This is a genomic window from Microvirga sp. 2TAF3 (genome assembly GCF_052114965.1).
In the GTDB taxonomy this organism is placed as follows: domain Bacteria; phylum Pseudomonadota; class Alphaproteobacteria; order Rhizobiales; family Beijerinckiaceae; genus Microvirga.
Genome location: NZ_JBFRFT010000001.1, coordinates 329,339 through 352,917, shown reverse-complemented (window position 1 = coordinate 352,917; position 23,579 = coordinate 329,339). Strand labels below are relative to the sequence as shown.

Here is a 23,579-nt window from a genome sequence, read left to right as displayed (position 1 = left end):
ACGCCTAGGTGACCGCTAGATCCATGATCTACAGGCAAAGGAAGGGGCTGCCCCCTATCCCGGGGATCTCGGGATCCTTGTTGGTCTCGCGGACAGTTCGGTCATTCGCAGCCGTCGAGCCCTCGATTCTCATCCTCGGGGAATATGTCCTTCGGAAGCGAGATGCCGGAAATCTGCTGTCGGCTGCAATCCGATGATCGGTGCGGTTCGTGCGGATCGCATGGACGGCGCGCTTGCATCGGCGGACGTTGCCCATGGGGCGTTGCAATCGGATCTGCGCTCCGGAATTTCACATCCTGCCCTATCCCTGCACGAGGACGCTCTTGATGTTGACGAATTCGTGGATGCCGAAATGGGAGCATTCGCGGCCATAGCCGCTCTCCTTGACGCCGCCGAAGGGCATGCGCGGGTCGGAACGCACATTGGCGTTGACGAAGCTCATCCCGGATTCCAGTTCCTCTGCGGCGATCCGCTCGCCCCGCGCGAGGTTGCGGGTGATGACGCCGGAGCCGAGGCCGAAATGCGATTCGTTGGCGATGCGGATCGCGTCGCTCTCGTCCTTCGCCGCGATGATGGCGGCGACCGGTCCGAAAACCTCCTCGTCATAGGCCGGCATTCCGGGACGCACATCGGCCAGCACCGTCGGCGGATACCAGGCGCCGGGACCGTCGGGAACCTCGCCGCCCACGAGCAGACGCGCGCCGTTGGCGATGCTCCTTTGGACCTGCTCATGGATATGGTCGCGCGCCTTCACGCTCTCCATCGGGCCGAGCTTCGTGTTCGGATCGCGCGGGTCTCCCATCCTGTAGGTCTGCATTTCGGAAATGAGCGCATATTCGAACGCTTCCCGTATCTGCTCCATGACGATGAAGCGCTTGCCGGCGATGCAGCTTTGCCCGCCATTGACCATGCGCGCCGCCGCACAGACCTTGGCGGCCTGCGCCATATCGGCATCATCGAGCACGAGATAGGCATCCGAGCTGCCGAGCTCGAGCACGCTTTTCTTGAGCGCCGCGCCTGCCGTACCGGCGACCTGACGGCCCGCATCGACACTGCCGGTCAGGGTGACGGCGGCAATGCTGGGGTCCTCGATGAGGGCTTTGACACTCCGGCTCGGGATGAGAGCCGTGCGGAAGACATTTTCCGGAAAGCCGGCATCGCGGAAGACGCTCTCGATGGCGAGCGCGCAGCCCGGCACGTTGCTGGCATGTTTCAGCACCGCCGTGTTTCCGGCCATCAGGGTCGGCGCGGCGAAGCGGAAGACCTGCCAGAACGGGAAATTCCACGGCATAACGGCGAGCACGGTGCCGATGGGATTGAAGGTGACGAACGCCTTGGGTCCGCCGAGATCGACAGGCTCCCGGCTCAGGAATCTCTCGGCATTCTCGGAAAAGTAATCGCAGTTGAAGGCGCATTTCTCGGCTTCGGCTTGGCCATCCTTCAGGAGCTTGCCCATCTCGGCCGTCATGATCTCGGCGAATTCGTCCCGGCGGCGGCGGAGCACCTGGGCTGCTTCCCTCATCAGCTTGGCCCGTTCGGTGAAGGAGGTGCGTCGCCACGCGTTGAAGGCGGCGTGCGCATCGCGGGCGATCTTCAGGGCCTCCTCGACCGTATGCCCCTCATAGCTGTGTCCCGGTTGCCCGGTCGCGGGATAGAAGGTGTCGAAGCGGGGCCTGTCGGACGTTTGTGACGTGCGGCGATCGGCCAGGGTGCTCTCGTCCATGACAGCGTCCTTTCAATGGCAGGCGGCCCAGTCCCGGTTGAAATGGTCCGAGCATCTCTCTGCTCGATAAGCCGGCTGCCGGAGCCCGGTTCCCTTTACGCGCCGTCCTGCGGCATCCGGAGCGGTTGACGCAGATCAAGGAGATCCGCCCTCCATCACCGTATCCTGCCCCGAGCCTGGGATGCGACCTGGCAATGGAGGGTGCAATGGACGCGAAACGGCTCCTGGCGCTCGGCGGCAGTGCCGTCATCCTGGCGATTCTTTCCGTCTCCCAAGTCCCGGCGCAGAAGGCCCCTCCTCAGCCGGATGCCAGGACGACCGATGCGATGACGGCGGATCAGGAGCTGGGCCGGCATATCCAGATCGATGCCGATCGGCTTCCACCGCCGAAAGCCGGGCCGATCGTGGCCAATGCGCCTCTTGTCGTGCCCTATCGGGGACAAACGCTCCATGTCCTCGAAGGCTTTACGGCAACTCCCTTCGCCACCAGGCTCGAGAATCCGCGCCGCCTTCTCGTCCTGCCCAATGGCGACGTGATCGTCGCCGAGCAACGGCCCGGTTCCCTCATTCTCCTGCGCGACAGCAAGGGTGAGGGCCGTGCCGATCAGGTCGAGCGCTATGCGGATGGCTTCAACCTGCCCTATGGCCTCGCCTGGCGGGACGGAGAAATTCTGGTCGCGGACCAGGATGGGATCTGGCGCGTTCCGCATAAGCTTGGCGCCGTCCGGCCGGGTGATGAAGAACCCAAGCCCATCTCCCAGACCCCTTCGGATCGGCGCAGACGGAATCCCAACGTCGATGGGAAAGAGCTTATCACACAGAGGGGTGTGTTCGGCTCCGCGCAGGATCACATCAACCGCGACCTGAAAATCGACCCGAAGACCGGTGCATTGTTCGTTGGCGTCGGCTCATCCGGGAATATCAAGGTCGATTCGCCGGTCAAAGCCACTATCCAGCGTTTCGATCCCGACGGTTCTAACCAGAGCACCGTGGCGTCCGGAATGCGCAATCCCACGAGCCTCGCCTTCGAGCCTGGAACGGGAGGCCTTTATGCCATCGTGCAGGAGCGGGACGGCATGGGCGACGACCTCGTGCCCGATTACCTGACCCGTGTCGAGAAGGGCGCCTTCTACGGCTGGCCCTACGCCTATATCGGGCCCCATCCGCAGCCGGGCTTCGCGCAGCGCGCACCCGACAAGGTGAAGGCCACGGTCAAGCCCGACATGCTCTTCCGGTCCCATTCCTCGTTGCTGGACATCGTTTTCTATACCGCCGATCAGTTTCCTCCCGAATATCGCGGCAGCGCCTTCGTCGCGCTGAAGGGATCGTGGAACCGCTCGGAGCCCACGGGCTACAAGATCGTGCGCGTGCCGTTCAAGGACGGGCGTCCCGTTGGCTGGTACGAGAATTTCGCGACGGGCTTCTGGGCCGCGGGCAGGAATCGCGCCGAGGTCTGGGGACGTCCTGCCGCCTTGGCCATCGCGAAGGACGGCTCGCTGCTCGTCGGCGACGACACGGGCGGCACGATCTGGCGCATCTCCTATACCGGTACGACGCCGGCGACCGGATCGGTCGCGCCGCGCAGGAACAACCCTCCCCAGCCATAGAAGAGAACTCGCTTTCGTCGCGGCACAGAGGCATGGGCTCAAGCTCCCGTGCGTTGGTCCTCATCCGCTTTCGTCAGGGGGCGCCGCGCGATCTCCTTGCGGACGACAGGCGCGACCTTCGTGCCGAAAAGTTCGATAGGGTGCATGATCCCATCATGCGGCATGGTGCCGACGCTCATCTGCATGAGATAGCGCTGATGGCCGAAAATCTCATGCTGGAAGAGAATCTTCTCGATCACCTCTTGCGGGCTGCCGACCGCCAGCGCGCCGCGCGGCGAGCGCAGCATGTCGAATTGCTGCCGGGTCGTGGGCGGCCAGCCCTGCTCGCGCCCGAGCTTGGTCATCACGTCCGCATAGGGCGGAAAGAATTCGTCGGCGGCCTGCTGCGACGTATCCGCCACATAGCCATGGGAGTTGATGCTCACCGGAAGCCGCGCGGGATCGTGTCCGGCCCGCCGCGCGGCCTCGCGATAGAGCGACAACAGCGGCGCGAAGCGCTCCGGCTCGCCTCCGATGATGGCGAGTGCCAGGGGAGCCCCAGCATGCCTGCGCGCCACCGATTGCGGCGTGCCGCCGACGGCGATCCAGATCGGCAGACGGTCCTGCAACGGGCGCGGATAGACTCCGCGATCATCGAGCGGCGGGCGGAGCCGGCCCGACCAGGTGACGCGCTCGCCGTCGCGGATCTTCAGCAGGAGTTCGAGCTTCTCCGCGAACAGGGCGTCGTAATCGTCGAGGTCGTAACCGAAGAGCGGAAAGGATTCGATGAAGGATCCCCGCCCGGCCATGATCTCGGCACGGCCGCCGGAGAGTAGGTCCAGGGTGGCGAAGTTCTGAAACACCCGCACGGGATCGTCTGAACTCAGCACGGTCACCGCGCTGGTCAAACGGATATTCCTGGTGCGCTCGGCCGCTGCCGCGAGAACGACGGCCGGCGCCGAGACCGCATAATCGGGCCGGTGATGCTCGCCGACTCCGAACACATCCAGCCCGACCTGATCGGCGAGCTCGATTTCCTCCATGAGATCACGCAGCCGTTGTGCCGGGCTGACGATGCGGCCGGTCCGGGGATCGGGTGTCGTCTCAGCGAAGGTATAGATGCCAAGTTCCATGTGTCGCCGCCTTCATGATGGATCGTTCCCGGAAAGGGATCGGCAGCAATAGCGCTTACGCAAGGAAGCGTCGATCCGGCTTTGAGGGATGGAAGCCGGCGTCAAACATTGCGGGCCGGTGTTCCTGGCTGAAACGCCGGCCCGTATTTCGGATGCGGAGTGTGGAGACCAGTCGTGGCGCGAACAGGTTTTCGCGCCGCGAAGGAGGCCGGATCAGGCCTGTTTCAATGTCTCCTCGCGTTTCCAGAAGCGCAGCTTGCGGCATGTGTTGATGAAGGTCGTCGCGTCATTGGCCGCATCGAGCCTGATGAAGCCCTCATCCATATCGGCGATGCCCGCTTTTTCCAGCAGAGGCGAAGCGGCGGAGACATAGGCGATATATTTCAGATGCGCGAAGGCATCGCTGATGAAATCCTTCGCGGCAGGATCGTTCGACAGGCGATCGGCTCCATCCTCCGACGGGAGAAGGGCGACGGCATCGTAGAGCACCGAGGGGCCGCCATCGATCTTCTGCTGGGCCTCGATCCAGGAACGGTCGCTGGCTTCGACGCCACCGACCATCGGTGCCACGAATTCGACCTGGGCGCCTTCCTGTTCGGCCGCTGTCTCCAAGGCTTTCACGAGGGCGATGTCGACGCCATCCGTGACGAGCACCCCGATCTTGCGTCCCTTGAAGTTGCCGGGGCCGTTGAGAAGGATGCTGAGCGCGGGGGATTTTCTCAGGTCCTGCCGCGTCGGCCGTGCGGCGTCGGCGGGCTTAGGCATGTCCTGCAGGCGCAATCCGTGCGCCACCTGCCGGGCGAGTTTCTCGTCGATATTCAGGAGATGCGATACCACGCGGGCGCGGATCGCGGGCGTTGCGACCTTGCTCAGTTCGAAGGTGAGAGCCGCCGCGATATGGCCCTGCTCGGTCTCGGTCTGGCTGATGTAGAACTGACGGGCCTGACTGTAGTGATCCGCGAAGGTTTCCGAGCGGATCCGCCGCTTCTGCCCCTGCTCCTCTGCGGGGAAGGACTGGAAGCCACGCTCGGGCGATTCCCGCGGGCCGCCCATCGCGCCGTCCCAGGAATTCGGCTCGTAATTCGCACGGCCCTTCGGATTGATGAAAGCCATGTGCCCGTCCTGCTGGAAGGTGTGGAACGGACATTTCGGCGCGTTGACCGGCAGATAGGTGAAGTTCGGACTGCCAAGGCGCTTCAGCTGTGTATCGAGATAGGAGAAATTCCTGCCCTGGAGCAGCGGGTCGTTCGTGAAATCGATGCCCGGTACGATGTTCTGCGTCATGAACGCGACCTGCTCGGTCTCGGCGAAGAAATTGTCGACGCAGCGGTCGAGCACCAGACGCCCCACCGGACGGATCGGTACGTCTTCCTCCGGGACGATCTTGGTGGGATCGAGGATGTCGAAGGCGAAGTCGTCGGCGAACTTGTCGTCGAAAAGCTGAAGCCCAAGCTCCCATTCCGGGAAGTCGCCCTTCTGGATCGCATTCCAGAGATCGCGGCGGTGAAAGTCCGGATCGGCGCCGTTGAGCTTCACCGCCTCGTTCCAGACGACCGATTGCAGGCCGAGTTTCGGTTTCCAGTGAAACTTGACGAAGGTCGATCGTCCTTCCGCATTCACGAAACGGAAAGTATGCACGCCGAAGCCTTCCATGAAGCGGAAGGAGCGCGGGATCGCCCGGTCGGACATGATCCACATCACCATGTGCATGCTCTCGGGCGTGAGCGAAATAAAATCCCAGAAATTGTCGTGCGCCGTCTGCGCCTGTGGGAAGCCCCTGTCGGGCTCCTGTTTGGCGGCGTGGATGAGGTCGGGGAATTTGATGGCGTCCTGGATGAAGAAGACCGGAATGTTGTTGCCGACGATGTCCCAGTTGCCCTCCTTGGTATAGAGCTTCACCGCGAAGCCGCGCACGTCGCGGGCAAGGTCGGCCGAGCCCTTGTTGCCGGCAACCGTCGAGAAGCGCACGAAGGCAGGCGTCTTTTCCCCCTTGCGTTGGAAGATGTCGGCCTTGGTGATGTCGTTGAGCGACTCGTAGGTTTCGAAGAAGCCATGTGCGCCGAAGCCGCGGGCATGGACCACGCGTTCGGGAATACGCTCGTGGTCGAAATGGAAGATCTTCTCGCGGAAGTGCGCATCTTCCAGAATCGTCGGCCCGCGCTCCCCGATCCTCAAGGAGTTCTGATCGTCGGCGACCGGCGTGCCCTGCTGAGTCGTCAGGACCGGCACGTCCCCACCGGCCACCTGGTGGGTTTCGCCGCCCTCGCCCCGCATGACTTCCCGATCGTCGAGCTGAGCCGTCTTGCGTTCGCCGGCGCCTGCCTTGCTGGCCATGTCTGTCTCCTGTCCCTTGGCGGCTTTGGTGCCTTCCAGATGGTCACAGGGGCGAAACAGGACGCTGTCGAGACTTGTTCCCGAGAATCTTTGGGCCGGGGCACCTATGCCCCGGGATGAGTAGGTGAGAGAGGAGGCCGAGGATGGTCAGGCCGCCTTCGGCTGCAACGCGGGATCCGGGCAGGCATGAACCTCGATCGTCACATGCGACAGACCCTCGATCCCCGCCAGTCTTTCCTTATACGCCGCTGGCGATTGAGGGCGGACGGAAGCGATCGCTGCGATCAGTCCCATATGACCCGGCCCGAGGCGCCACAGGTGAAGGTCCGCCACCCGGTCGCCCTCGATTTCGAGGCGGTGCCGGATCGTGCTCGCGAGCTTCTGGCTCGGCACCGTATCGAGCAGCACGGCTCCGGCCGAGCGGATCAGGCCCAATGACCAATGCGCGATGACGAGCGCGCCGACGATTCCCATTACCGGATCGAGCCAGGTCCAGCCGTAGATCCAGCCTGACAGCAAAGCGACGATCGCCAGCACAGAGGTCAGAGCGTCGGCCAGGACGTGCATGTAGGCCGCCCGGATATTGGTGTCGTGGCCATGGTGGTGACCGTCGTGGTCGTGGTGGTGCTCCTCATCGCTTCCATGAACATGGTGATGATCGTGACCATGGTGATGGTGGTGATCGCTGTCGAAGAGCAGCCACGCGCTGACAAGGTTCACGGCCAGGCCGACGGCCGCGACCGTGGTTGCCTCACCGAACTGGATCGTCACCGGGGTGAGCAATCGGGACACGCTCTCGTAACCGATGAACAGGGCGATCAGGGCAAGGATGATGGCGCTGGAGAAGGCTGCAAGCTCGCCCATCTTCCCGGTGCCGAAAGAGAAGCGCGAATCGCGGGCATGCTTGCGGGCAAACCGATAGGCCAGCGCGGCAATCGCCAGCGCGGCGGCATGGGTGGACATATGCCATCCATCGGCCACCAGGGCCATCGAGCCGAAGATGGTTCCGGCGATGATCTCGGCGACCATCATGGCCGCCGTCAGGGCGACCACAAACCATGTCCGGCGCTCGTGCCGGTCATGCTTCTCGCCCAGGAATACGTGCTCATGCTGCCAGGCGGTTATGGATTCGGTATGCATTGGATTTTCTCGCATTGATGGAGGCTCATCGCCTGATCGGTAACGGCATGCCTGCGGTTCTCGCCGTTCCGGTCAGGCGATCCGGCTATTTGAGGTAGGTGCGCACCACTTCGACAAGTTCCCCGGCTCCGCGTGCCCGGTCGGCATCGTCGGCGGCATGCAGGACGTGATTGTGGATGTGATCCTCGATCAGTTCCGCCGTCAGGCCGTTCATCGCCCCACGCATGGAGGCGACCAGCTGGAGCACGTCGGCACAGCCCAATTCGTTTTCAAGGGCTCGCTCGACAGCTTCGACCTGGCCTTTGATGCGGCGGATCCGAGCGAGAAGCTTCGCCTTCTCCTTGATGGTATGGGACATACGGCTTCCTTGCGGCTTTCTTGCAGTTTCCGCGATGTAATATAGGGGGGTACCCTATATATGTCGAGCGGGGGCGATGGATTTGGGGCGGTGCCCGTTCCGCCTCTCCTCGATACGGCACAGCCGCCGAACCCTCTCCACGGTTTGACAATCATCAACCGGGCGCATCCGCACGATGATAGTTTCTTCGTTGGAAGGTAATGCTGATGGGGATGAAGCTGGCCGACCGCGTGTTCCGCCGCGCATGATCGGCAATGAGTCGAAGGAAGCACTCCCGGAAGGTTCTCCGGTCGGAAAACCGGAGACGAAGCCCGAGGCTGGCTCCCGCGACGAAGCGGTCGCTGCCCGAGTCCTGGACATCGTCGCTCAACTTGTCGACGAAGTGCATCCTTCGTTTGCTGCGACACGGGCCGCAAGGCTGTACAGCAGCCTCGACCGCGACCTCGCGCTGGACAGTCTGGCACGGACGGAATTACTGCTTCGCCTGAACAGGGCCTTCAAGGTCCGATTGCCCGACAATCTCCTCGGGGAAGCCAACACTCCGGCGGACCTGGTTGCCGCGATCATGCGGGCTGCCCCTCGCCCCGAAGCCGCCCTCCAGCCGGACGGCGCTCCTGCCCCGCCTCGGCCGCCCGTGACGGAACCCGTCGAAGCCGCCACCCTGATCGAGGTTCTGGCAGTTCATGTCCGTGCCCATCCGGACCGGATCCATGTGCGTCTCCGGCAAAGCGACGTCTCGGAAGAGCCGATAACCTACGCGGAACTGGATCGTGAGGCGCGCGCCGTCGCCGCCGGTCTTCTAGAACTCGGCCTGAGACAGGGTGAACGCGTCGGGATCATGCTGCCGACCGAAAGGTCGTTCTTCGCCAGCTTCTTCGGCATTCTCTTCGCCGGTGGGATTCCGGTTCCGATCTATCCACCCTTCCGGCGAGCGACGCTGGAAGAGCACTTGCGGAGGCAAGCGGGGATACTTCGCAATGCGGAAGCATCCGTTCTGATCACGAACGAGGAAATCCGCCTCGCCGCAGCGCTGCTTTATGGGCTCGTCTCGAGTCTCGGCCACATCGTCTCGGCCGGCGACCTTGGCAGGACGGAGCCTCTCAAGGCCCCGGTACCGGCAACGGCCGAGACGACGGCACTCATCCAGTACACGTCCGGGAGCACGGGCGACCCGAAAGGCGTCGTGCTTTCCCATGCAAATCTCCTGGCCAATATCCGAGCCGTCGGGACCGGCCTGAACGCCTCCTCGGCCGACGTGCTGGTCAGCTGGCTTCCTCTCTATCACGATATGGGGCTGATCGGCTGCTGGCTCGGCTGTCTCTATTATGGAGCGCTTGCGGTCATCATGCCGCCGCTTTCGTTTTTGGCCGATCCCATGTGCTGGCTCTGGACGATACACAGGCACCGGGCGACGATCACGGCAGCTCCCAACTTCGCGTATGAGTTGTGCCTCAAGATAGCTACCGGCGATGCGCTCGATCATCTGGATCTCGGGTCTCTCAGGGCCGTCATGAATGGTGCCGAGCCCGTGAGCCCGGAGACGATCCGGCGCTTCCGGGAGCGGTTCTCTCCATACGGCCTGCGGGCCGAGGCGATGGTGCCGGTCTACGGTCTCGCCGAAAGCTCCGTCGGGCTCGCGTTTCCCCCGATGGGGCGGCCCCCTATCGTGGACAGAATCGGCCGCCGGGCCCTCACGAACGACGGCGCGGCACGCCCGGCCGCGCCCGGGGATGCGGCGGCCCTCGAACTCGTCGCCTGCGGGCAGCCATTGCCCGGGCACCAGATCCGTATCGTCGACGAGGCCGGGCGCGAACTTCCCGAACGGCAGGAAGGGCGCCTCCAGTTCAAGGGCCCATCCGCGACGTCGAGGTATTTCCATAATCCCGACAAGACGCGCGCGCTCTTCGACGGAGAATGGCTCGAAAGCGGCGACCGCGCCTATATCGCGGGCGGCGATATCTTCATCACGGGCCGCATCAAGGACATGATCAAGCGTGCCGGGAGAAACATCTATCCGCATGAGCTTGAGGATTTCATCGGCGGGCTCGACGGTGTGCGCAGGGGATGCGTCGCGGTCTTCGCCAGCCCCGACCCGCATACCGGCACCGAGCGCCTCATCGTGATGGCCGAAACCCGGCTGACCGATCCGCCCGCGCTTGATCGTCTGCGCCGCATCATCATCGACGCCTCGCAAACCATCCTCGATCTTCCTCCCGACGATGTGGTGCTCACGCCGCCGCATACGGTTCCCAAGACCTCGAGCGGGAAGCTCCGGCGCTCGGCAGCGCGCGCGGTCTACGAAACCGGCGGGATGCGCAGCGGAGCCTATGGCATATTCTGGCAGTTGACCCGGCTGGTCCTCGCCAGCGTCTCGCCGCGGCTGCGCCGCACCCGGCGGAGGCTCGGCGGTTGGGCCTATGGGGCGTGGTGGTGGATCCTGCTGGCCGTCACGGCCCTGGTCATATGGCCGGCGGTTGTTCTGCTCCCGCGCCTTTCCTGGCGATATGCTGCGCTCGGCGCCGGCGCCCGCCTTTTCTTCCGATTGACCGGAACCCCGGTTTCGGTCGAGACACTGGCCCCCATCCCCGATGGGCCGGCCATCCTCATCGCCAACCATGCGAGCTATCTTGACGGCGCGGTCCTGTCCGTCGCCTGTCCGGGCGGCCTTACGTTCGTGGCGAAGCAGGAGCTTGAGGAGCAGGTCTTTGCAGGCCTTTTCCTGCGCCGTCTCGGGACGGTGTTCGTCCGCCGGGCGGATCCGGCGGGAGGGGTCGCCGATACGATGCGCGCTCTCGAGGCCGCCCGCACCAGTCAACGTCTCGTCTGGTTTCCGGAAGGCACGTTCAACCGCATGCCGGGGCTGCTCGATTTTCATCTCGGCGCGTTCGAGGTCGCCTGCAAAGCGGGCATTCCCATCGTCCCCGTCGTCATTCGCGGGACCCGCTCGATCCTGCGCTCGGAGCAATGGTTCCCCAGGCGTGGTACGATCCTCGTTCACATCGGAGAACCGCTCGCTCCGGCCGGGAACGATTTTACCGCGGCGATCCGCCTGCGCGACGCAACCCGCGCAAGGATCCTTTCGCAACTTGGCGAGCCCGATCTGGCGCACGAGCACATCGACCTGATCTGAAGCGCTCTGTCCTTCCGACGCGTCGTTGTTGCGAAGAACCAGGGTCCACTTCTTTGCATGATGCTCTCGCCAATCTTCCAGTCACATGATGAAGGCGGACCGCATTGACGAACCTCAATGGAGGCCGGTCCTTTCAGAGTCAGACTTTCCCCAAAAAGGCATCCCTGGCCGCATTCCGGCAACAGGAGCTTGACCATGGACGATCCGGTTCGCATCAGAGACGTTCTCGTCGGCTCGTCGAGACTGCCAGGTTCTGTGACGACACCCTCCCATGCGGCTGGGTTGGTCGTCTTCGCCCACGGGAGCGGTTCGAGCCGGCACAGCCCGCGCAACGTCTTCGTCGCGGAGCAGCTCAACGCGGCAGGCTTCGCCACGCTTCTGTTCGACCTTCTGATCCCTGCCGAAGCGGAGGACCGGCGCAACGTCTTCGATATTCCCCTTCTCGGAGGCCGGGTTCTCGATGCGATCCGCTGGGCGAAGGACGCGCCGTCATTGCGGGATTATCCGCTCGGGCTCTTCGGCGCGAGCACGGGCGCGGCCGCGGCCCTCGCGGCGGCTGCGATGGCGCCGGAGGACGTCCAAGCCGTCGTGTCTCGCGGAGGACGCCCCGATCTTGCGGGAGAGGCTCTCGGCTCGGTCCGAGCCCCCACCCTGCTGATCGTCGGCGGCGAGGATCACGAGGTCCTGAAGCTCAACCGGGCTGCCCAGCAACAGCTGCGCTGTCCGACCGACCTGACGATCATTCCGGGCGCGACGCACCTCTTCGAGGAACCGGGCACATTGGATGCGGTGGTGAGGGCTGCCTGCGGATGGTTCTCCCGACATCTCGCTCAAAGTCCGGCGTGATTCAAGACGCGTCGTCGCCTTGCCGGATTCCGTTTTCAAAAGCCGGCGCCACCTTGCGCGAAAGATGCGCTCCGGTGCGTTGCGCCGGCTTCTTTGCATTCACCCGGTTCGATGTCATCCGGGGCGGTTGATCAAACGGGCTGGACTAGACGTCCAGGTTCGCCACGGAGAGTGCGTTTTCCTGGATGAACTCGCGGCGGGGTTCCACCACGTCGCCCATGAGCTTGACGAACAGGTCGTCGGCATCGGTGACATCCTTCACCCTCACCTGCAGGAGCGAGCGCACGTCGCGGTCGAGAGTGGTTTCCCAGAGCTGCTGGGCGGTCATTTCGCCGAGACCTTTGTAGCGCTGGAGCTGCAGGCCCTTGCGGCCGGCGGCGAGCACCGAGGTGAACAGGGTCAGCGGCCCGTCGATCTGCATCTGGTCGCCCTTGCGCACGAGGAATGCGGGCTTGGCATAGACGTCCTGCAGGGAATTGGCGCGCTCGTCGAGCTTCTTCGCCTCCTGGCTGGCAATGAGGGCCTGGTCGAGCACGGCAACCTGCTTCACGCCGCGCAGGGTGCGGGAGAAGACATAGCCGCCATCACGGACCTCGCCGGTCCAGCCGCGCTCGATCTCATCCGAGATCGCGTCGAGCCGCTGGGCGATATAGGTCGCCGCCGCCGGGCCGCGTTCGGGATCATCCACCACGTCGGGGCGCAGCGCGCCGGCGATCGCCGCCTGTTCCACCGCCTTGCGGTCGTAGCGCGAATGCAGACTCGCCAGGACCTGCCGCACGAGGCGCGCCTCGTCGATCAGGCCTTTCAGCTGCTCGCCCTGGAATTCGAGGCCCGAGGCGAGGCGTAAGGAGGCATTGTCGATGCCCGCATCGATGAGGAAGTCCTCAAGCGCGCGTTCATCCTTGAGATAGATCGCCTGCTTGCCGCGGGTCGCTTTGTAGAGCGGCGGCTGGGCGATGTAGAGATGCCCGCGCTCGATCAGCTCCGGCATCTGCCGGAAGAAGAAAGTGAGCAGCAGGGTGCGGATATGCGAGCCGTCCACGTCCGCGTCGGTCATGATGATGATGCGGTGATAGCGCAGCTTGTCGGGGTTGAATTCCTCGCGGCCGATACCGGTGCCGAGCGCGGTGATCAGCGTGCCGATTTCCTGGCTGGACAGCATCTTGTCGAAGCGCGCGCGCTCCACGTTGAGGATTTTTCCGCGCAGCGGCAGCACGGCCTGGAAGGCGCGGTCGCGGCCCTGCTTGGCGGAGCCGCCGGCCGAGTCACCCTCGACGAGCAGCAATTCGCATTTCGACGGGTCGCGCTCCTGGCAATCGGCGAGCTTGCCGGGCAGCGACGCGATGTCGAGCGCGCCTTTCCGGCGGGTGAGCTCGCGCGCCTTGCGGGCGGCCTCGCGGGCGGCGGCAGCTTCCACCACCTTGCCGACCACGGTCTTGGCCTCGTTCGGATGCTCTTCGAACCAGTTGTTGAGGGCCTCGTTGAGCACGTTCTCGACGGCGGGGCGCACTTCGGACGAGACCAGCTTGTCCTTGGTCTGCGAGGAGAATTTCGGGTCCGGCACCTTCACGGAGACGATGGCGGTCAGGCCCTCGCGGGCATCGTCGCCGGTGAGCGAGACCTTTTCCTTCTTCGTCAGGCCGGAGGATTCCGCATAGCCGTTGACCTGACGGGTCAAGGCCGCGCGGAAGCCCGCGAGGTGCGTGCCGCCGTCACGCTGCGGGATGTTGTTGGTGAAGCAGAGCACGTTCTCGTGATAGCTGTCGTTCCACCACAGGGCGGCCTCGACGCCGATCCCGTCCTTTTCGGAGCGGATGACGATGGGCTGCTGAATCAGCGGGCTCTTGGCGCGGTCGATATAGCGCACGAAGGCTTCGACGCCGCCCTCGTACATCAGCTCCTCGCGCTTGCGCTCCGCATGGCGGTTGTCGGTGAGGATGATGCGCACGCCCGAATTCAGGAAGGCGAGCTCACGCAGGCGGTGCTCCAGGGTGGCGTAGTCGTATTCCACCATGGTGAAGGTTTCGGTCGAGGCGAGGAAGGTCACTTCCGTGCCGCGCTTGCCTTCGGCGTCGCCGACCACGGCAAGGGGAGCGACCGCATCGCCGTGGCGGAATTCGATCTCGTGAGCCTTGCCGTTGCGATAAATGCGCAGCTTCAGCCAGCTCGACAGGGCGTTCACCACCGAGACGCCCACGCCGTGAAGACCGCCGGAGACCTTGTAGGAATTCTGGTCGAACTTACCGCCCGCGTGCAGCTGGGTCATGATGACCTCGGCTGCCGAAATGCCTTCGCCCTGGTGAATGTCGGTGGGGATGCCGCGGCCGTTGTCGGTGACCGTCACCGAGCCGTCGGCATTGAGCGTGACGGTGACTTCGGTGGCGTGGCCGGCAAGCGCCTCGTCGATGGCGTTGTCCACCACTTCGTAGACCATGTGGTGCAGGCCCGAGCCGTCGTCGGTATCGCCGATATACATGCCCGGCCGCTTGCGCACCGCATCAAGGCCCTTGAGCACCTTGATCGAGTCCGCGCCATAGGCGTCGGCATTCACGTTGATTGCGGGTTCGGCCATTGAGGATCCTTCGGAGCGCGGCGGGAATCGGGTGCGCGCTCGATGTTTGATTCGTTAGATCAAGTATTTAGGCATTTCCGATTGAAATTTCACCCCCACGCGCATACGCGCGCGTGGATAAAGGGGGCAAAATTGCCGGAAAAGTCCCTGTTGAAGGGCCAGGGTGGCGCTTTGAGGGCAGGGGCCCGATTTTGTCCTTCCCGGCGCTGCAACAACGGCCAAGCTCGTTGAGGAAGCCAGGGAGGACCGGATGGGCAGTTTCAGCCTTTCACGGGGCTAACGCGCTGCAATCGCCGCCGCCGCTCCCGCCATCACCGCTCCCGTGGTCCGGTTCAGGATCTTGATGGCCCTCGCGCTCGTGAATAGCCGCCGGGCGCGGGAGGCGAGACCGATATAGATCGCGAAGACCACGCCGAGCACGGCGAAGGTCGCCGCCACCAGCTCCGCATAGCCCAGCGCCGTGACCTTGGTCAGGTCGAGAATGGTCGGCAACAGCGCGAGATAGAACACCATCGGCTTCGGGTTGCCCATGGTCACCGCCACGCCCCCGAAGAAGAGCTGGAGCGGATTCTCGAAGGACACTTCCGTATCCATCTCCTGCGCCGCAGCGGGAGCCGTCCAGAGCCTGTAGGCGATATAGAGCAGATAGGCCGCGCCGGCCCATTTCACGACCAGAAACACCTCGTGAAAGGCCTGCGCCAGGGCCGCAAGGCCCACGACGGCAAGCGTCAGCCAGACCACGTCTCCGACCGCGATGCCGAAGCTGAAGGCCAGGGCGCCCTTCGCGCCCCGTCCGAGAACCCGCGCCACGATGGCGGCAATGCCCGGCCCCGGCGAGGCCGCCGCGATGAAGAGGGCGGTCGAGAAGACGAGAAGTCCGGCGAGATCCATGGGACGTCACTTTCGATCACGGGGTTCAGTCGACGATGAAAAGCTTCGCGCCTTTCGCCGAGATCGACCGGTGCGGCTCTTCCTGATCGGCAACCTGATAGCTCTGGCCTGCCGTCAGCGTAAAGACCCGGCCATCCTTGAGTTCTGTCACCAGTTCGCCATCGAGAACGAAAAGAATGTGCCCTTTGCTGCACCAATGATCCGCCAGATAGCCGGGCGAGTACTCGACCAGTCGCACGCGGATGTCATTGAATTGCCGGGTTCGCCAAGTGGCGTGACCCTCTTCACCCGGATGGACCGTTGGTTCGACCGAGGACCAGTCCGTTGTCCCGAAAGGGATGCCTGACATTTTCAAAAGCGGGCTCCTGCGAAGGCGGCATGATCGGGTCATCATGAGAGATGGGAACCCGCTTTCCAAGCTCCGCAAAGAGAGAGGGCGGCATTCGAGGTTACAGGCCGAGAGTGACGAGAAACGGCGTCGCGACCCAGAATACGACATGAGTGGCGGCATGCGCCAGCATGGCGTGTTCGAGGGAGCGATGCGCGTAAAGCCAGCCGTAGAGGAGGCCCAGGGCCCCATTGAGGCCGAGGGTGCGCAGGATCAGAACCCCATCGGCGCTCACCGCTCCCATCAGGGCCGGGAGATGACCGGCGGCGAAGGCGAGCGCGGCGAGCGTGATCGCGGTCCAGACAAGGACCACGGGCCTGCGCCCGCCGGTCAGGCGCATCCCGAGCCGGAGCAGCAGCGTCATCAGCCCGAAGCGCATTAGCAGCTCCTCGGTGATGCCGCCGTAAAGGAGGGCCGTCAGGCGTCCGGCCGTGGAGACTTCGTCGAGGCGCGGGAGGCCCGTAAAAGAAGCGGGAAACAGCTTGCGCAGGATGAGATCGATGGCAGCCGCCAGGATCCCGCCGATCGCGGCAAGGGACAGGGTCGAGGCCCAGCGGCCCTTGGCCGGGGGCAAAACCTCTCCGCGCAGCCGTTTGAGAATCAGCGAGGTCAGCCCCGCCCGCTCCGCGAGCGCCACGCCGCCTGCAACCGCGATCAGCGTCAGGGCGCTCGGCTGCAGCAGCAGGAGCGCCATCAGGGCCGTCTCCGAGAGGGCCGGAGCCTCGGGCAAGCGGCGAAGCTGCGCGATGGCGGGGGCAAGGCTCGGGATCAGGGAGAGGACGCCGAGAAGCCCGAGGGCGCCGAAGGCGAGGAAAGGCTTTGCGAAAGTCGTCATGGGCTCTGGTGGTGCACATTGCCCGGCACGACCTGCAACAGGTCGGCCCGGCCCTCAAGCTCGGCGAAAAGCCCCGGATCCGCCCCGGTCATCCAGACCTGCCCACCCAAGGTTTCCAGGGTCTCGAACAAGCCGGCGCGGCGCTTGGGATCGAGATGGGCGGCAACCTCGTCGAGGAGGATGAAGGGCGCGATCCCGCTCATGCTGCCCACGAGCCGCGCATGGGCGAGGACGAGGCCGATGAGCAGCGCCTTCTGCTCGCCCGTGGACGCCATGTTGGCCGGAATGTCCTTTGGACCGTGCCGCACCAGAAGGTCCGTCGCCTGGGGGCCGATGAGGGTACGCCCCGCCGCCCGGTCGCGGGCGCGGGAGTCGCGCAAGATGGCGCGGTAGCGGTCCTCCGCATCGACGGCGGGCTGATGGGCCACGAGGGCGTCGATTTCGCCCTCCAGGGTCAGGGTTGCGAAGGGAAAGGGCGAGGAATCGTCGCGGGTGGCGAGGATCAGCGCCGCCAGTCGCTCCACGGTCTCCCGGCGCGCCGCCGCCACGGCGATGGCGAGTTCCGCCACCTCGCGCTCCAGGGCGTCGAGCCAGAGCCGGTCGTCGGGATTGTCCTCAAGCACCCGGTTGCGGGAGCGCAAGGCGCGCTCCAGCGCATTCACCCTTGCGCCGTGCTCGGCATCCACCGCCAGAACGAAGCGGTCGAGAAAACGACGCCGGTCGCCGGCGGGCCCGCGAAACAGGGCGTCGAGATCCGGGGTCAGCCAGACGATGCGCAGATGCTCGGCAAAGGCGGCCGGGGACGAGGCCGGCATGCCGTCGATGCGGCAGATCCGGGAGACACGGGAATCCTCGTTCGGGCGCTCGAGCCCGGTGCCGAGGCGGTGCTCGCCGTAAGGGGTGTCCAGGGTGACGGAGACGGCGAAGGAACCGGGTCCGCCCTGGCGCGCCATGTCCGGGAGTTCCGCCCGCCTCAGGCCCCGCCCCGGCATGAACAGGGAGATCGCCTCCAGCACATTGGTCTTGCCCGCTCCGTTTTCGCCCACCAGCGCCACGAGCGGGCGCGACACGGCAAGATCCAGGCTCGCATAGGTGCGGAAATCCTGAAGCATCAGGTGCGTGATGAGGGAGGTGGCGAAGGGAGCTGAGGACATGATGATCTCAGTCCCTTTTCCCGAAGCGAAGGGGAAAGATCAAGCGCTGCCGGAATGCCGGGCGATATTTCGGTGGCCGCCGAACCGTTCGCCCGCGACAGGACGGATCTGCCGTGAAAAAAGATCCGAGACGGAATCGAGTCCGTTCTGGAGGCCGCCATGATCGCCGTGATTTTCGAAGTCGAACCGCGCGAGGGGCATCGCGACGATTATCTCGCGATCGCCGCGTCGCTGCGCCCGCTTCTCGACGAGATCGACGGCTTCATCTCGATCGAGAGATTCGTCAGCCTGACCCAACCGGGAAAAATCCTGTCGCTGTCGTTCTGGCGCGACGAGGCGGCCGTGAAAGCGTGGCGGCTGCAGACCGAGCACCGCCTGGCGCAGGCGCGTGGGCGAGCGGAAATCTTCGAGCAGTATCGCCTGCGGGTCGCAGAGGTTTCACGCGACTATGGCATGACGGCCCGGGTCCAGGTTCCGACCGATCTTTTGGAGCCGTCCTTGGACGGCCCCGTCATGACGACAGACGAAAAGCCCCGGCCCTAGAGCATCGTCGGTATGGAAAAGTGGGTCTACTTTTCCGTACGAGACGCTAAAGCCTCGGACCTAAAAGTGGCTTCCACTTTTAGGATCATCCGATGCTTTCTCTTTTGGTGAGAGCATCGTGTGGCCGCAAAACCGGGGCCACTTTTGCGCACGATGCTCTAGACCCGCATCGGCATCAGAACGTAGAGCGCGGATGCGCCCTCGCGGTCCTGCACCACGGTCGGCGAGCCGGGATCGGCGAGCTTGAACAGGGCCGTGTCGCCGTCGAGCTGGGCGGTGATGTCGAGGAGGTAGCGGGCGTTGAAGCCGATATCGATCGGCGCGGCATCGTAATCGACCTCGATCTCTTCCGTCGCGCTGCCCGAATCCGGATTGTTGACGGTAAGCGTCAGACGCCCATCGTTGAGCGCAAGCTTCACGGCGCGGCCGCGCTCGGATGAAATGGTCGAGACGCGGTCCACCGCCTTCGCGAAATCGGCCCGCTCCACCGTGAGCAGCTTGTCGTTTCCGGCGGGAATGACGCGCTGGTAGTCGGGGAAGGTGCCGTCGATCAGCTTGGAGGTCAGCACCACACCGTCGAAGGTCAGGCGCACCTTGGCGGAGGAGAGCTCGATCACCACGGATTCGCTGCCGTCCTCGACGAGCTTGACGATCTCGGCCACGGCTTTTCGCGGAATGATCACGCCGGGCATACCCTCGGAACCCTGGGGGGCCGGCAGCTCGACGCGGGCGAGCCGGTGCCCGTCCGTCGCCACGGCGCGCAGCATGGTCGTGCCGGATACGTCGATGGTGTGGAGATAGATGCCGTTGAGGTAGTAGCGCGTCTCTTCCGTCGAGATGGCGAATTGCGTCTTCTCGATCAGGCGCTTGAGATCGGTCGCCGTCAGCGTGAAGCGGTGCGGCAGGTCGCCGGCGGCGAGATCCGGGAAGTCGCTTTCCGGCAGAGCCTGCAGCATGAAGCGCGAGCGGCCGGAGCGGATCTGCATCTGTCCCGTGTCGCCCGTCATTTCGAGCGAGACCTGGGCGCCGTCCGGCAGTTTGCGGACGATGTCGTAGATCATGTAGGCGGGCACTGTGGTCGAACCCGCATCCGTGATGTCGGCGGGGATCGTCTCCGTCACCTCGATATCGAGGTCGGTCGCCTTGAGGCGCAAGGTTCCGTCCTCGGCGCGCAGAAGAACGTTGGAGAGGATCGGAATGGTGTTGCGGCGCTCGACGACGCGGTGCACATGCCCGAGCGCCTTCAGAAGAGCGGCTCGTTCAACAGTAACTCTCATAGCCCAACACCCGTTCTCGTTGGAATTATTGGCCGGCCATCCGGCACTTGGATGGATCACGAGGGGCAGCAAGATTGGCGAAGGTTGCCGTCAAAAGCAAGATCCGGCCCAGCTTTCCCCAACAACCCGCCGATTTGCCGCCGAATCAGGACCTATTCCTGAAGCATGCGCTTGAGGAGCTCGACCTCGTCGGAGAGCACATTGTCCTCGCCGAGCGCCTTCTCGATCTTGCGCACCGCATGGAGCACGGTGGTGTGATCGCGCCCGCCGAAGCGGCGGCCGATCTCCGGCAGGGAGCGCAAGGTGAGCACCTTCGACAGATACATGGCGATCTGGCGCGGCCGCACCACGGCGGCGGTACGGCGCTCGGACAGGATGTCCGAGCGGGAGACGTTGTAGCGCGAGGCCACCAGCTTCTGGATATCCTCGATCTTGACCCGTTTCGGTTCGCGGTTGCGCACCAGATCGCGGATCGCGGTCTCGGCGGTCTCCAGCGTGATGGCGGATCCGGTCAGGGTCGCATGGGCGAGAAGCCGGTTCACCGCGCCTTCCAGGTCTCGGCCGTTGGCCGTAATCGCGCGGGCCACATAGGCGACGACGTTTGGGCCGACCTCGAAGGTCGGATGAACGGATTTCAGGGCGTCGATGCGGGTGGTGAGGATCGAGGCGCGAAGCGCTTCGTCCAATGCGCCGACCTCGACCACGAGGCCGCCGGCAAGGCGCGAGCGCACGCGCTCGTCGAGGCTCTCCAGATCCGCCGGAGGACGGTCCGCGGCCACCACGATCTGGCGGCCCGCATCAATGAGGGCGTTCAGGGTATGGCCGAATTCCTGCTGGATCTGCTTGCCCTGGATGAACTGCACGTCGTCGAGAATGAGCAGGTCGATGCCTCGAAGGCGCTCCTTGAAGGCGAGTGAAGTCTGCGCCTTCAAGGACGCGACGAAGCCGTACATGAAGCGGTCGGCGGTGAGATAGATGACCCGGCGGCCCTGCGCCCGCACCTCATGCCCGATGGCATGAAGAAGATGCGTCTTGCCGAGGCCGACCCCCGCATGGAGGTAGAGCGGATTGTAGATCGCCTGCCCGTTCTGGGCATGGGCGACCCGGTCCGCGGCCGCGTGGGCCAGCGCATTGGAACGCCCGACGATGAAGCTGTCGAAGGTGAGGCGCGTATCGAGCGGTGCGCCGCCGAGATCGGTGGCGTCGCCCCGTTCCTCCGGCTGGGAGATGGTGATGGGCTTGGCTTCGACGGCGACGTTTGCGCCGGCCGGGTTCGGGGCCGCGCCGGGGCCCGCGCTCGGACGGGGTGCCTCGCTGGCGCGGCGCAGGGGCACCGACTCGCGGCCCATGCTGGAGCGGACGCCGATCATGACGCGCTCCACATCGTTGGTCTCGGCGCGGTAGAGCGCCAGCACCCGGTCCGTGTAATGGGATTCGATCCAGCTCTTCAGGAAGCGTGTCGGCACCGTGAGATAGGCGCAGCGGTCGATCACCGTGTCGAGTTCGAGGCGGCCGAACCAGCTGGCGAAGATATCCTCGCCCAGCTCCGCCCGGAGACGGCGCTTGACCCGCATCCAGACGTCCGTTGCCGACGGCTCACCCGATACCTCGGCGCCACTCTCGTTCGGAGCCGCATAGGTGCGCTGATCATCGCTGCGATACATCAAAATCCCTCCACGAGACCCTCTTTTCAAAAGCAGAGAGCCCCCACGCCATGGTCTGCCCTCAACGCAAGAGACAGACATCCGCCAAGTTCTTTGGAAACCTGGCGCCCCAATTCTACAAAAGATTATCGTTCTGTATTTAAGTCGAGACGATCACGATCGATCATTCTCGTTTTATCCGCTCGAGCTTTCCCAAGTGCAGCTCGGACAAGGCGATGAGCTTTCTCTTGCTTCTTGAAGAATGAAACAAAGCGCTCTCCCCGTCGATGAGCTTTATACCTTGATCCTTGAGTGGATGACTTCGCGGCGGGCCGTCGAAGTAGGATCGACCTTACACAGGGGGGGGGAGGGGAGCAATATGGACGAGTCGATGGAGGAGAGCCTGATAGGGGAACAAAGGGTCCACAACCTCGTCCACAGCTTTTCAAGCGAGGCCATAAAGTCCTGACTCTCCAATTGATTCACAGTTCCAACACAGCTTGGCGGCAGCCTGCGAAAAAGAGTTTTCCGCAACCTTGATTCAAGAGTGATTCGGTCGGAATCGCTGATCGATTCCAATGCCTCATGAACCTTTGCCTGCTAAGCTTTTGATTATACTTGCACTTTCATGTGCAATTTCAAGTCAGTGACGCCGGCAAGTCACCCGGCGAAAGGGCAGGCGAGTCAAGGGGCAATGTGGATAAAATAGGGCATTCAAAGGTCGGATCTGGGCATGAAAAAACCCGGCACCGGGCCGGGTTTTGAATCTTGTCCTGGAAGACAGCGATGGGGCTGTGTTCAGGCGCTCAGCGTCTGGATGCGGTGCGCGAGACGGGACACTTTCCGCGAAGCGGTGTTCTTGTGCAGGATGCCCTTCTGGGCAGCGCGCATCATCTCGGGCTCAGCGGCGCGGAGCGCGGCAGCGGCCTCGTTCTGGTTGCCGGAGGCGATCGCCTCCTCGACCTTACGGATGAAGGTCCGCATACGGCTGCGGCGCGTGCGGTTGACCGCGGTGCGCTTCGCGATCTTGCGGGTCATCTTCTTGGCCGACACGGTGTTGGCCATGGCCTAACCTCGTTCTCTAAAATCCGATGCGGCAAGCCGGTCTCATCGAGAGCTCCGGCGGCGATCGGGTGATTGCATGGAAACCGAAGAGCCCGCGGATCGCGCGGGCTCATGTGAGGCGGCTTATAGCCGTGAGAGGGTCGAACGTCAACGCTGCTGGGCGTTTGCGCGTCAAAAAAGCGCTTCGAGGGCGTGGCGCCAAGGATTTGCCGGATCGAGAAGCAGCTTCAAGGCCATGAGACTCGACACCACGACCAGGAGCGGGCGGATGATCGTCGTACCGTGGCGCATGGCGAGCCGCGCGCCGATCTGGGCCCCGATGAGGGAGGCCCCGGCCATCACGAGCCCGACCGGCCAGACCACGGCCCCCGTTGCCGCATAGAGCGCCAGGCTGCCGAGATTGCTCGAGAGATTGAGCAGCTTCGTATGGGCGCTCGCCCGCACGATTCCGTAGCCGAGGAGGGTGACGAAGGCGAGCATATAGAAGGAGCCCGCGCCGGGGCCGAAAATGCCGTCATAGAAGCCCACCGCCACCGGCGCGGTCAGGCCGAAGGTGAGCGCCGTCATCCGGGCATGGACATCCTCGTTCTTCACCTTGGGCGAAAGGGCGAAGAAGAGGGCAATGGCGATCAGAAGCACCGGGATCAGCACGTCGAGGACGAATTTCGGCAGAAACCGCACGCAGAGCGCGCCGGTGACGCCGCTGGCGAAGGCGACGAGGGCGAAGCGCCAGGCCGACCGCCAGTCGATCAGTCCCTTGCGACCGAAAGTATAGGTGGCGGACGCGGCGGCGAAGGTGCCCTGCACCTTGTTCGTCGCAATCGCCTGAGCCGGATCGAGCCCGGCGAGCAGCAGGGCGGGCACGGTCAGGAGCCCGCCGCCTCCGGCGATGGAATCGACGAACCCGGCCAAAAGCGAGATGGCGGCGAGCGCCGCCATCATATCGAACCCCATATCGCCC

At 64.2% G+C, this 23,579-nt stretch carries 18 protein-coding genes; 4 read left to right on the top strand and 14 right to left on the bottom strand.

Annotated features, from left to right (window positions below):
- Positions 1-301: 301 nt before the first annotated feature.
- On the bottom strand, positions 302-1,723 hold the full coding sequence (locus AB4Y97_RS01580; protein ID WP_441997235.1) for an NAD-dependent succinate-semialdehyde dehydrogenase: 1,422 nt from the start codon (positions 1,721-1,723) through the stop codon (positions 302-304).
- Positions 1,724-1,929: 206 nt separating this feature from the next.
- Between AB4Y97_RS01580 and AB4Y97_RS01575 the strand changes: the two genes are divergently transcribed.
- Positions 1,930-3,330: a PQQ-dependent sugar dehydrogenase gene (locus AB4Y97_RS01575; protein ID WP_441997234.1), complete on the top strand. Its 1,401-nt coding sequence runs from the start codon at positions 1,930-1,932 to the stop codon at positions 3,328-3,330.
- Between the two features lie 38 nt (positions 3,331-3,368).
- On the opposite strand, the gene AB4Y97_RS01570 is transcribed toward AB4Y97_RS01575, so the two are convergent.
- The 4 genes from AB4Y97_RS01570 to AB4Y97_RS01555 all read right to left on the bottom strand — a co-directional run bounded on the left by AB4Y97_RS01570 (position 3,369) and on the right by AB4Y97_RS01555 (position 8,274).
- A complete protein-coding gene (locus tag AB4Y97_RS01570; RefSeq protein WP_441997233.1) occupies positions 3,369-4,442 on the bottom strand; it encodes an LLM class flavin-dependent oxidoreductase in 1,074 nt (357 codons plus the stop codon).
- A gap of 213 nt (positions 4,443-4,655) precedes the next feature.
- Positions 4,656-6,716 carry a catalase gene (locus tag AB4Y97_RS01565; protein ID WP_441997404.1) on the bottom strand — a complete coding sequence of 687 codons (2,061 nt, stop codon included), beginning with the start codon at positions 6,714-6,716 and terminating at the stop codon, positions 4,656-4,658.
- Between the two features lie 207 nt (positions 6,717-6,923).
- On the bottom strand, positions 6,924-7,916 hold the full coding sequence (gene dmeF / locus AB4Y97_RS01560; RefSeq protein WP_441997232.1) for a CDF family Co(II)/Ni(II) efflux transporter DmeF: 993 nt from the start codon (positions 7,914-7,916) through the stop codon (positions 6,924-6,926).
- Between the two features lie 85 nt (positions 7,917-8,001).
- Positions 8,002-8,274 carry a metal/formaldehyde-sensitive transcriptional repressor gene (locus AB4Y97_RS01555; RefSeq protein ID WP_441997231.1) on the bottom strand — a complete coding sequence of 91 codons (273 nt, stop codon included), beginning with the start codon at positions 8,272-8,274 and terminating at the stop codon, positions 8,002-8,004.
- 244 nt (positions 8,275-8,518) lie between these two features.
- Here AB4Y97_RS01555 and AB4Y97_RS01550 point away from each other — a divergent pair, with 244 nt between their 5' ends.
- Both AB4Y97_RS01550 and AB4Y97_RS01545 read left to right on the top strand, forming a co-directional pair.
- The gene (locus AB4Y97_RS01550; RefSeq protein WP_441997230.1) at positions 8,519-11,404 is read left to right on the top strand and encodes an AMP-binding protein; all 2,886 of its coding nucleotides are present in this window, start codon (positions 8,519-8,521) and stop codon (positions 11,402-11,404) included.
- A gap of 195 nt (positions 11,405-11,599) precedes the next feature.
- Positions 11,600-12,250 (top strand): dienelactone hydrolase family protein, encoded by a 651-nt coding sequence (locus AB4Y97_RS01545; protein ID WP_441997229.1) that lies wholly within the window; start codon positions 11,600-11,602, stop codon positions 12,248-12,250.
- A gap of 145 nt (positions 12,251-12,395) precedes the next feature.
- Here AB4Y97_RS01545 and gyrB read toward each other — a convergent pair whose 3' ends face one another.
- The 5 genes from gyrB to recF form a co-directional block, all read right to left on the bottom strand.
- On the bottom strand, positions 12,396-14,822 hold the full coding sequence (gyrB, locus tag AB4Y97_RS01540) for a DNA topoisomerase (ATP-hydrolyzing) subunit B (RefSeq protein WP_441997228.1): 2,427 nt from the start codon (positions 14,820-14,822) through the stop codon (positions 12,396-12,398).
- 276 nt (positions 14,823-15,098) lie between these two features.
- Entirely contained in the window at positions 15,099-15,713 is a 615-nt protein-coding gene (locus tag AB4Y97_RS01535) for a LysE family translocator (RefSeq protein WP_441997227.1), read from the bottom strand.
- Positions 15,714-15,738: 25 nt separating this feature from the next.
- Positions 15,739-16,062 carry a DHCW motif cupin fold protein gene (locus tag AB4Y97_RS01530; protein ID WP_441997226.1) on the bottom strand — a complete coding sequence of 108 codons (324 nt, stop codon included), beginning with the start codon at positions 16,060-16,062 and terminating at the stop codon, positions 15,739-15,741.
- A gap of 100 nt (positions 16,063-16,162) precedes the next feature.
- Entirely contained in the window at positions 16,163-16,936 is a 774-nt protein-coding gene (locus AB4Y97_RS01525; protein WP_441997225.1) for a CPBP family glutamic-type intramembrane protease, read from the bottom strand.
- Positions 16,933-18,090 carry a DNA replication/repair protein RecF gene (gene recF, locus AB4Y97_RS01520; protein ID WP_441997224.1) on the bottom strand — a complete coding sequence of 386 codons (1,158 nt, stop codon included), beginning with the start codon at positions 18,088-18,090 and terminating at the stop codon, positions 16,933-16,935. Before recF ends, AB4Y97_RS01525 begins: the two co-directional genes overlap by 4 nt.
- A gap of 159 nt (positions 18,091-18,249) precedes the next feature.
- Between recF and AB4Y97_RS01515 the strand changes: the two genes are divergently transcribed.
- Entirely contained in the window at positions 18,250-18,633 is a 384-nt protein-coding gene (locus AB4Y97_RS01515; protein ID WP_441997223.1) for an antibiotic biosynthesis monooxygenase family protein, read from the top strand.
- A gap of 158 nt (positions 18,634-18,791) precedes the next feature.
- On the opposite strand, the gene dnaN is transcribed toward AB4Y97_RS01515, so the two are convergent.
- The 4 genes from dnaN to AB4Y97_RS01495 all read right to left on the bottom strand — a co-directional run bounded on the left by dnaN (position 18,792) and on the right by AB4Y97_RS01495 (position 23,572).
- The gene (gene dnaN / locus AB4Y97_RS01510; protein WP_441997222.1) at positions 18,792-19,910 is read right to left on the bottom strand and encodes a DNA polymerase III subunit beta; all 1,119 of its coding nucleotides are present in this window, start codon (positions 19,908-19,910) and stop codon (positions 18,792-18,794) included.
- A 152-nt stretch (positions 19,911-20,062) separates the two neighbouring features.
- A complete protein-coding gene (gene dnaA / locus AB4Y97_RS01505) occupies positions 20,063-21,574 on the bottom strand; it encodes a chromosomal replication initiator protein DnaA (RefSeq protein WP_441997221.1) in 1,512 nt (503 codons plus the stop codon).
- Positions 21,575-22,351: 777 nt separating this feature from the next.
- Positions 22,352-22,618 (bottom strand): 30S ribosomal protein S20, encoded by a 267-nt coding sequence (rpsT, locus tag AB4Y97_RS01500; protein ID WP_441997220.1) that lies wholly within the window; start codon positions 22,616-22,618, stop codon positions 22,352-22,354.
- A gap of 171 nt (positions 22,619-22,789) precedes the next feature.
- Positions 22,790-23,572: a TSUP family transporter gene (locus AB4Y97_RS01495; protein ID WP_441997403.1), complete on the bottom strand. Its 783-nt coding sequence runs from the start codon at positions 23,570-23,572 to the stop codon at positions 22,790-22,792.
- Positions 23,573-23,579 lie beyond the last annotated feature (7 nt).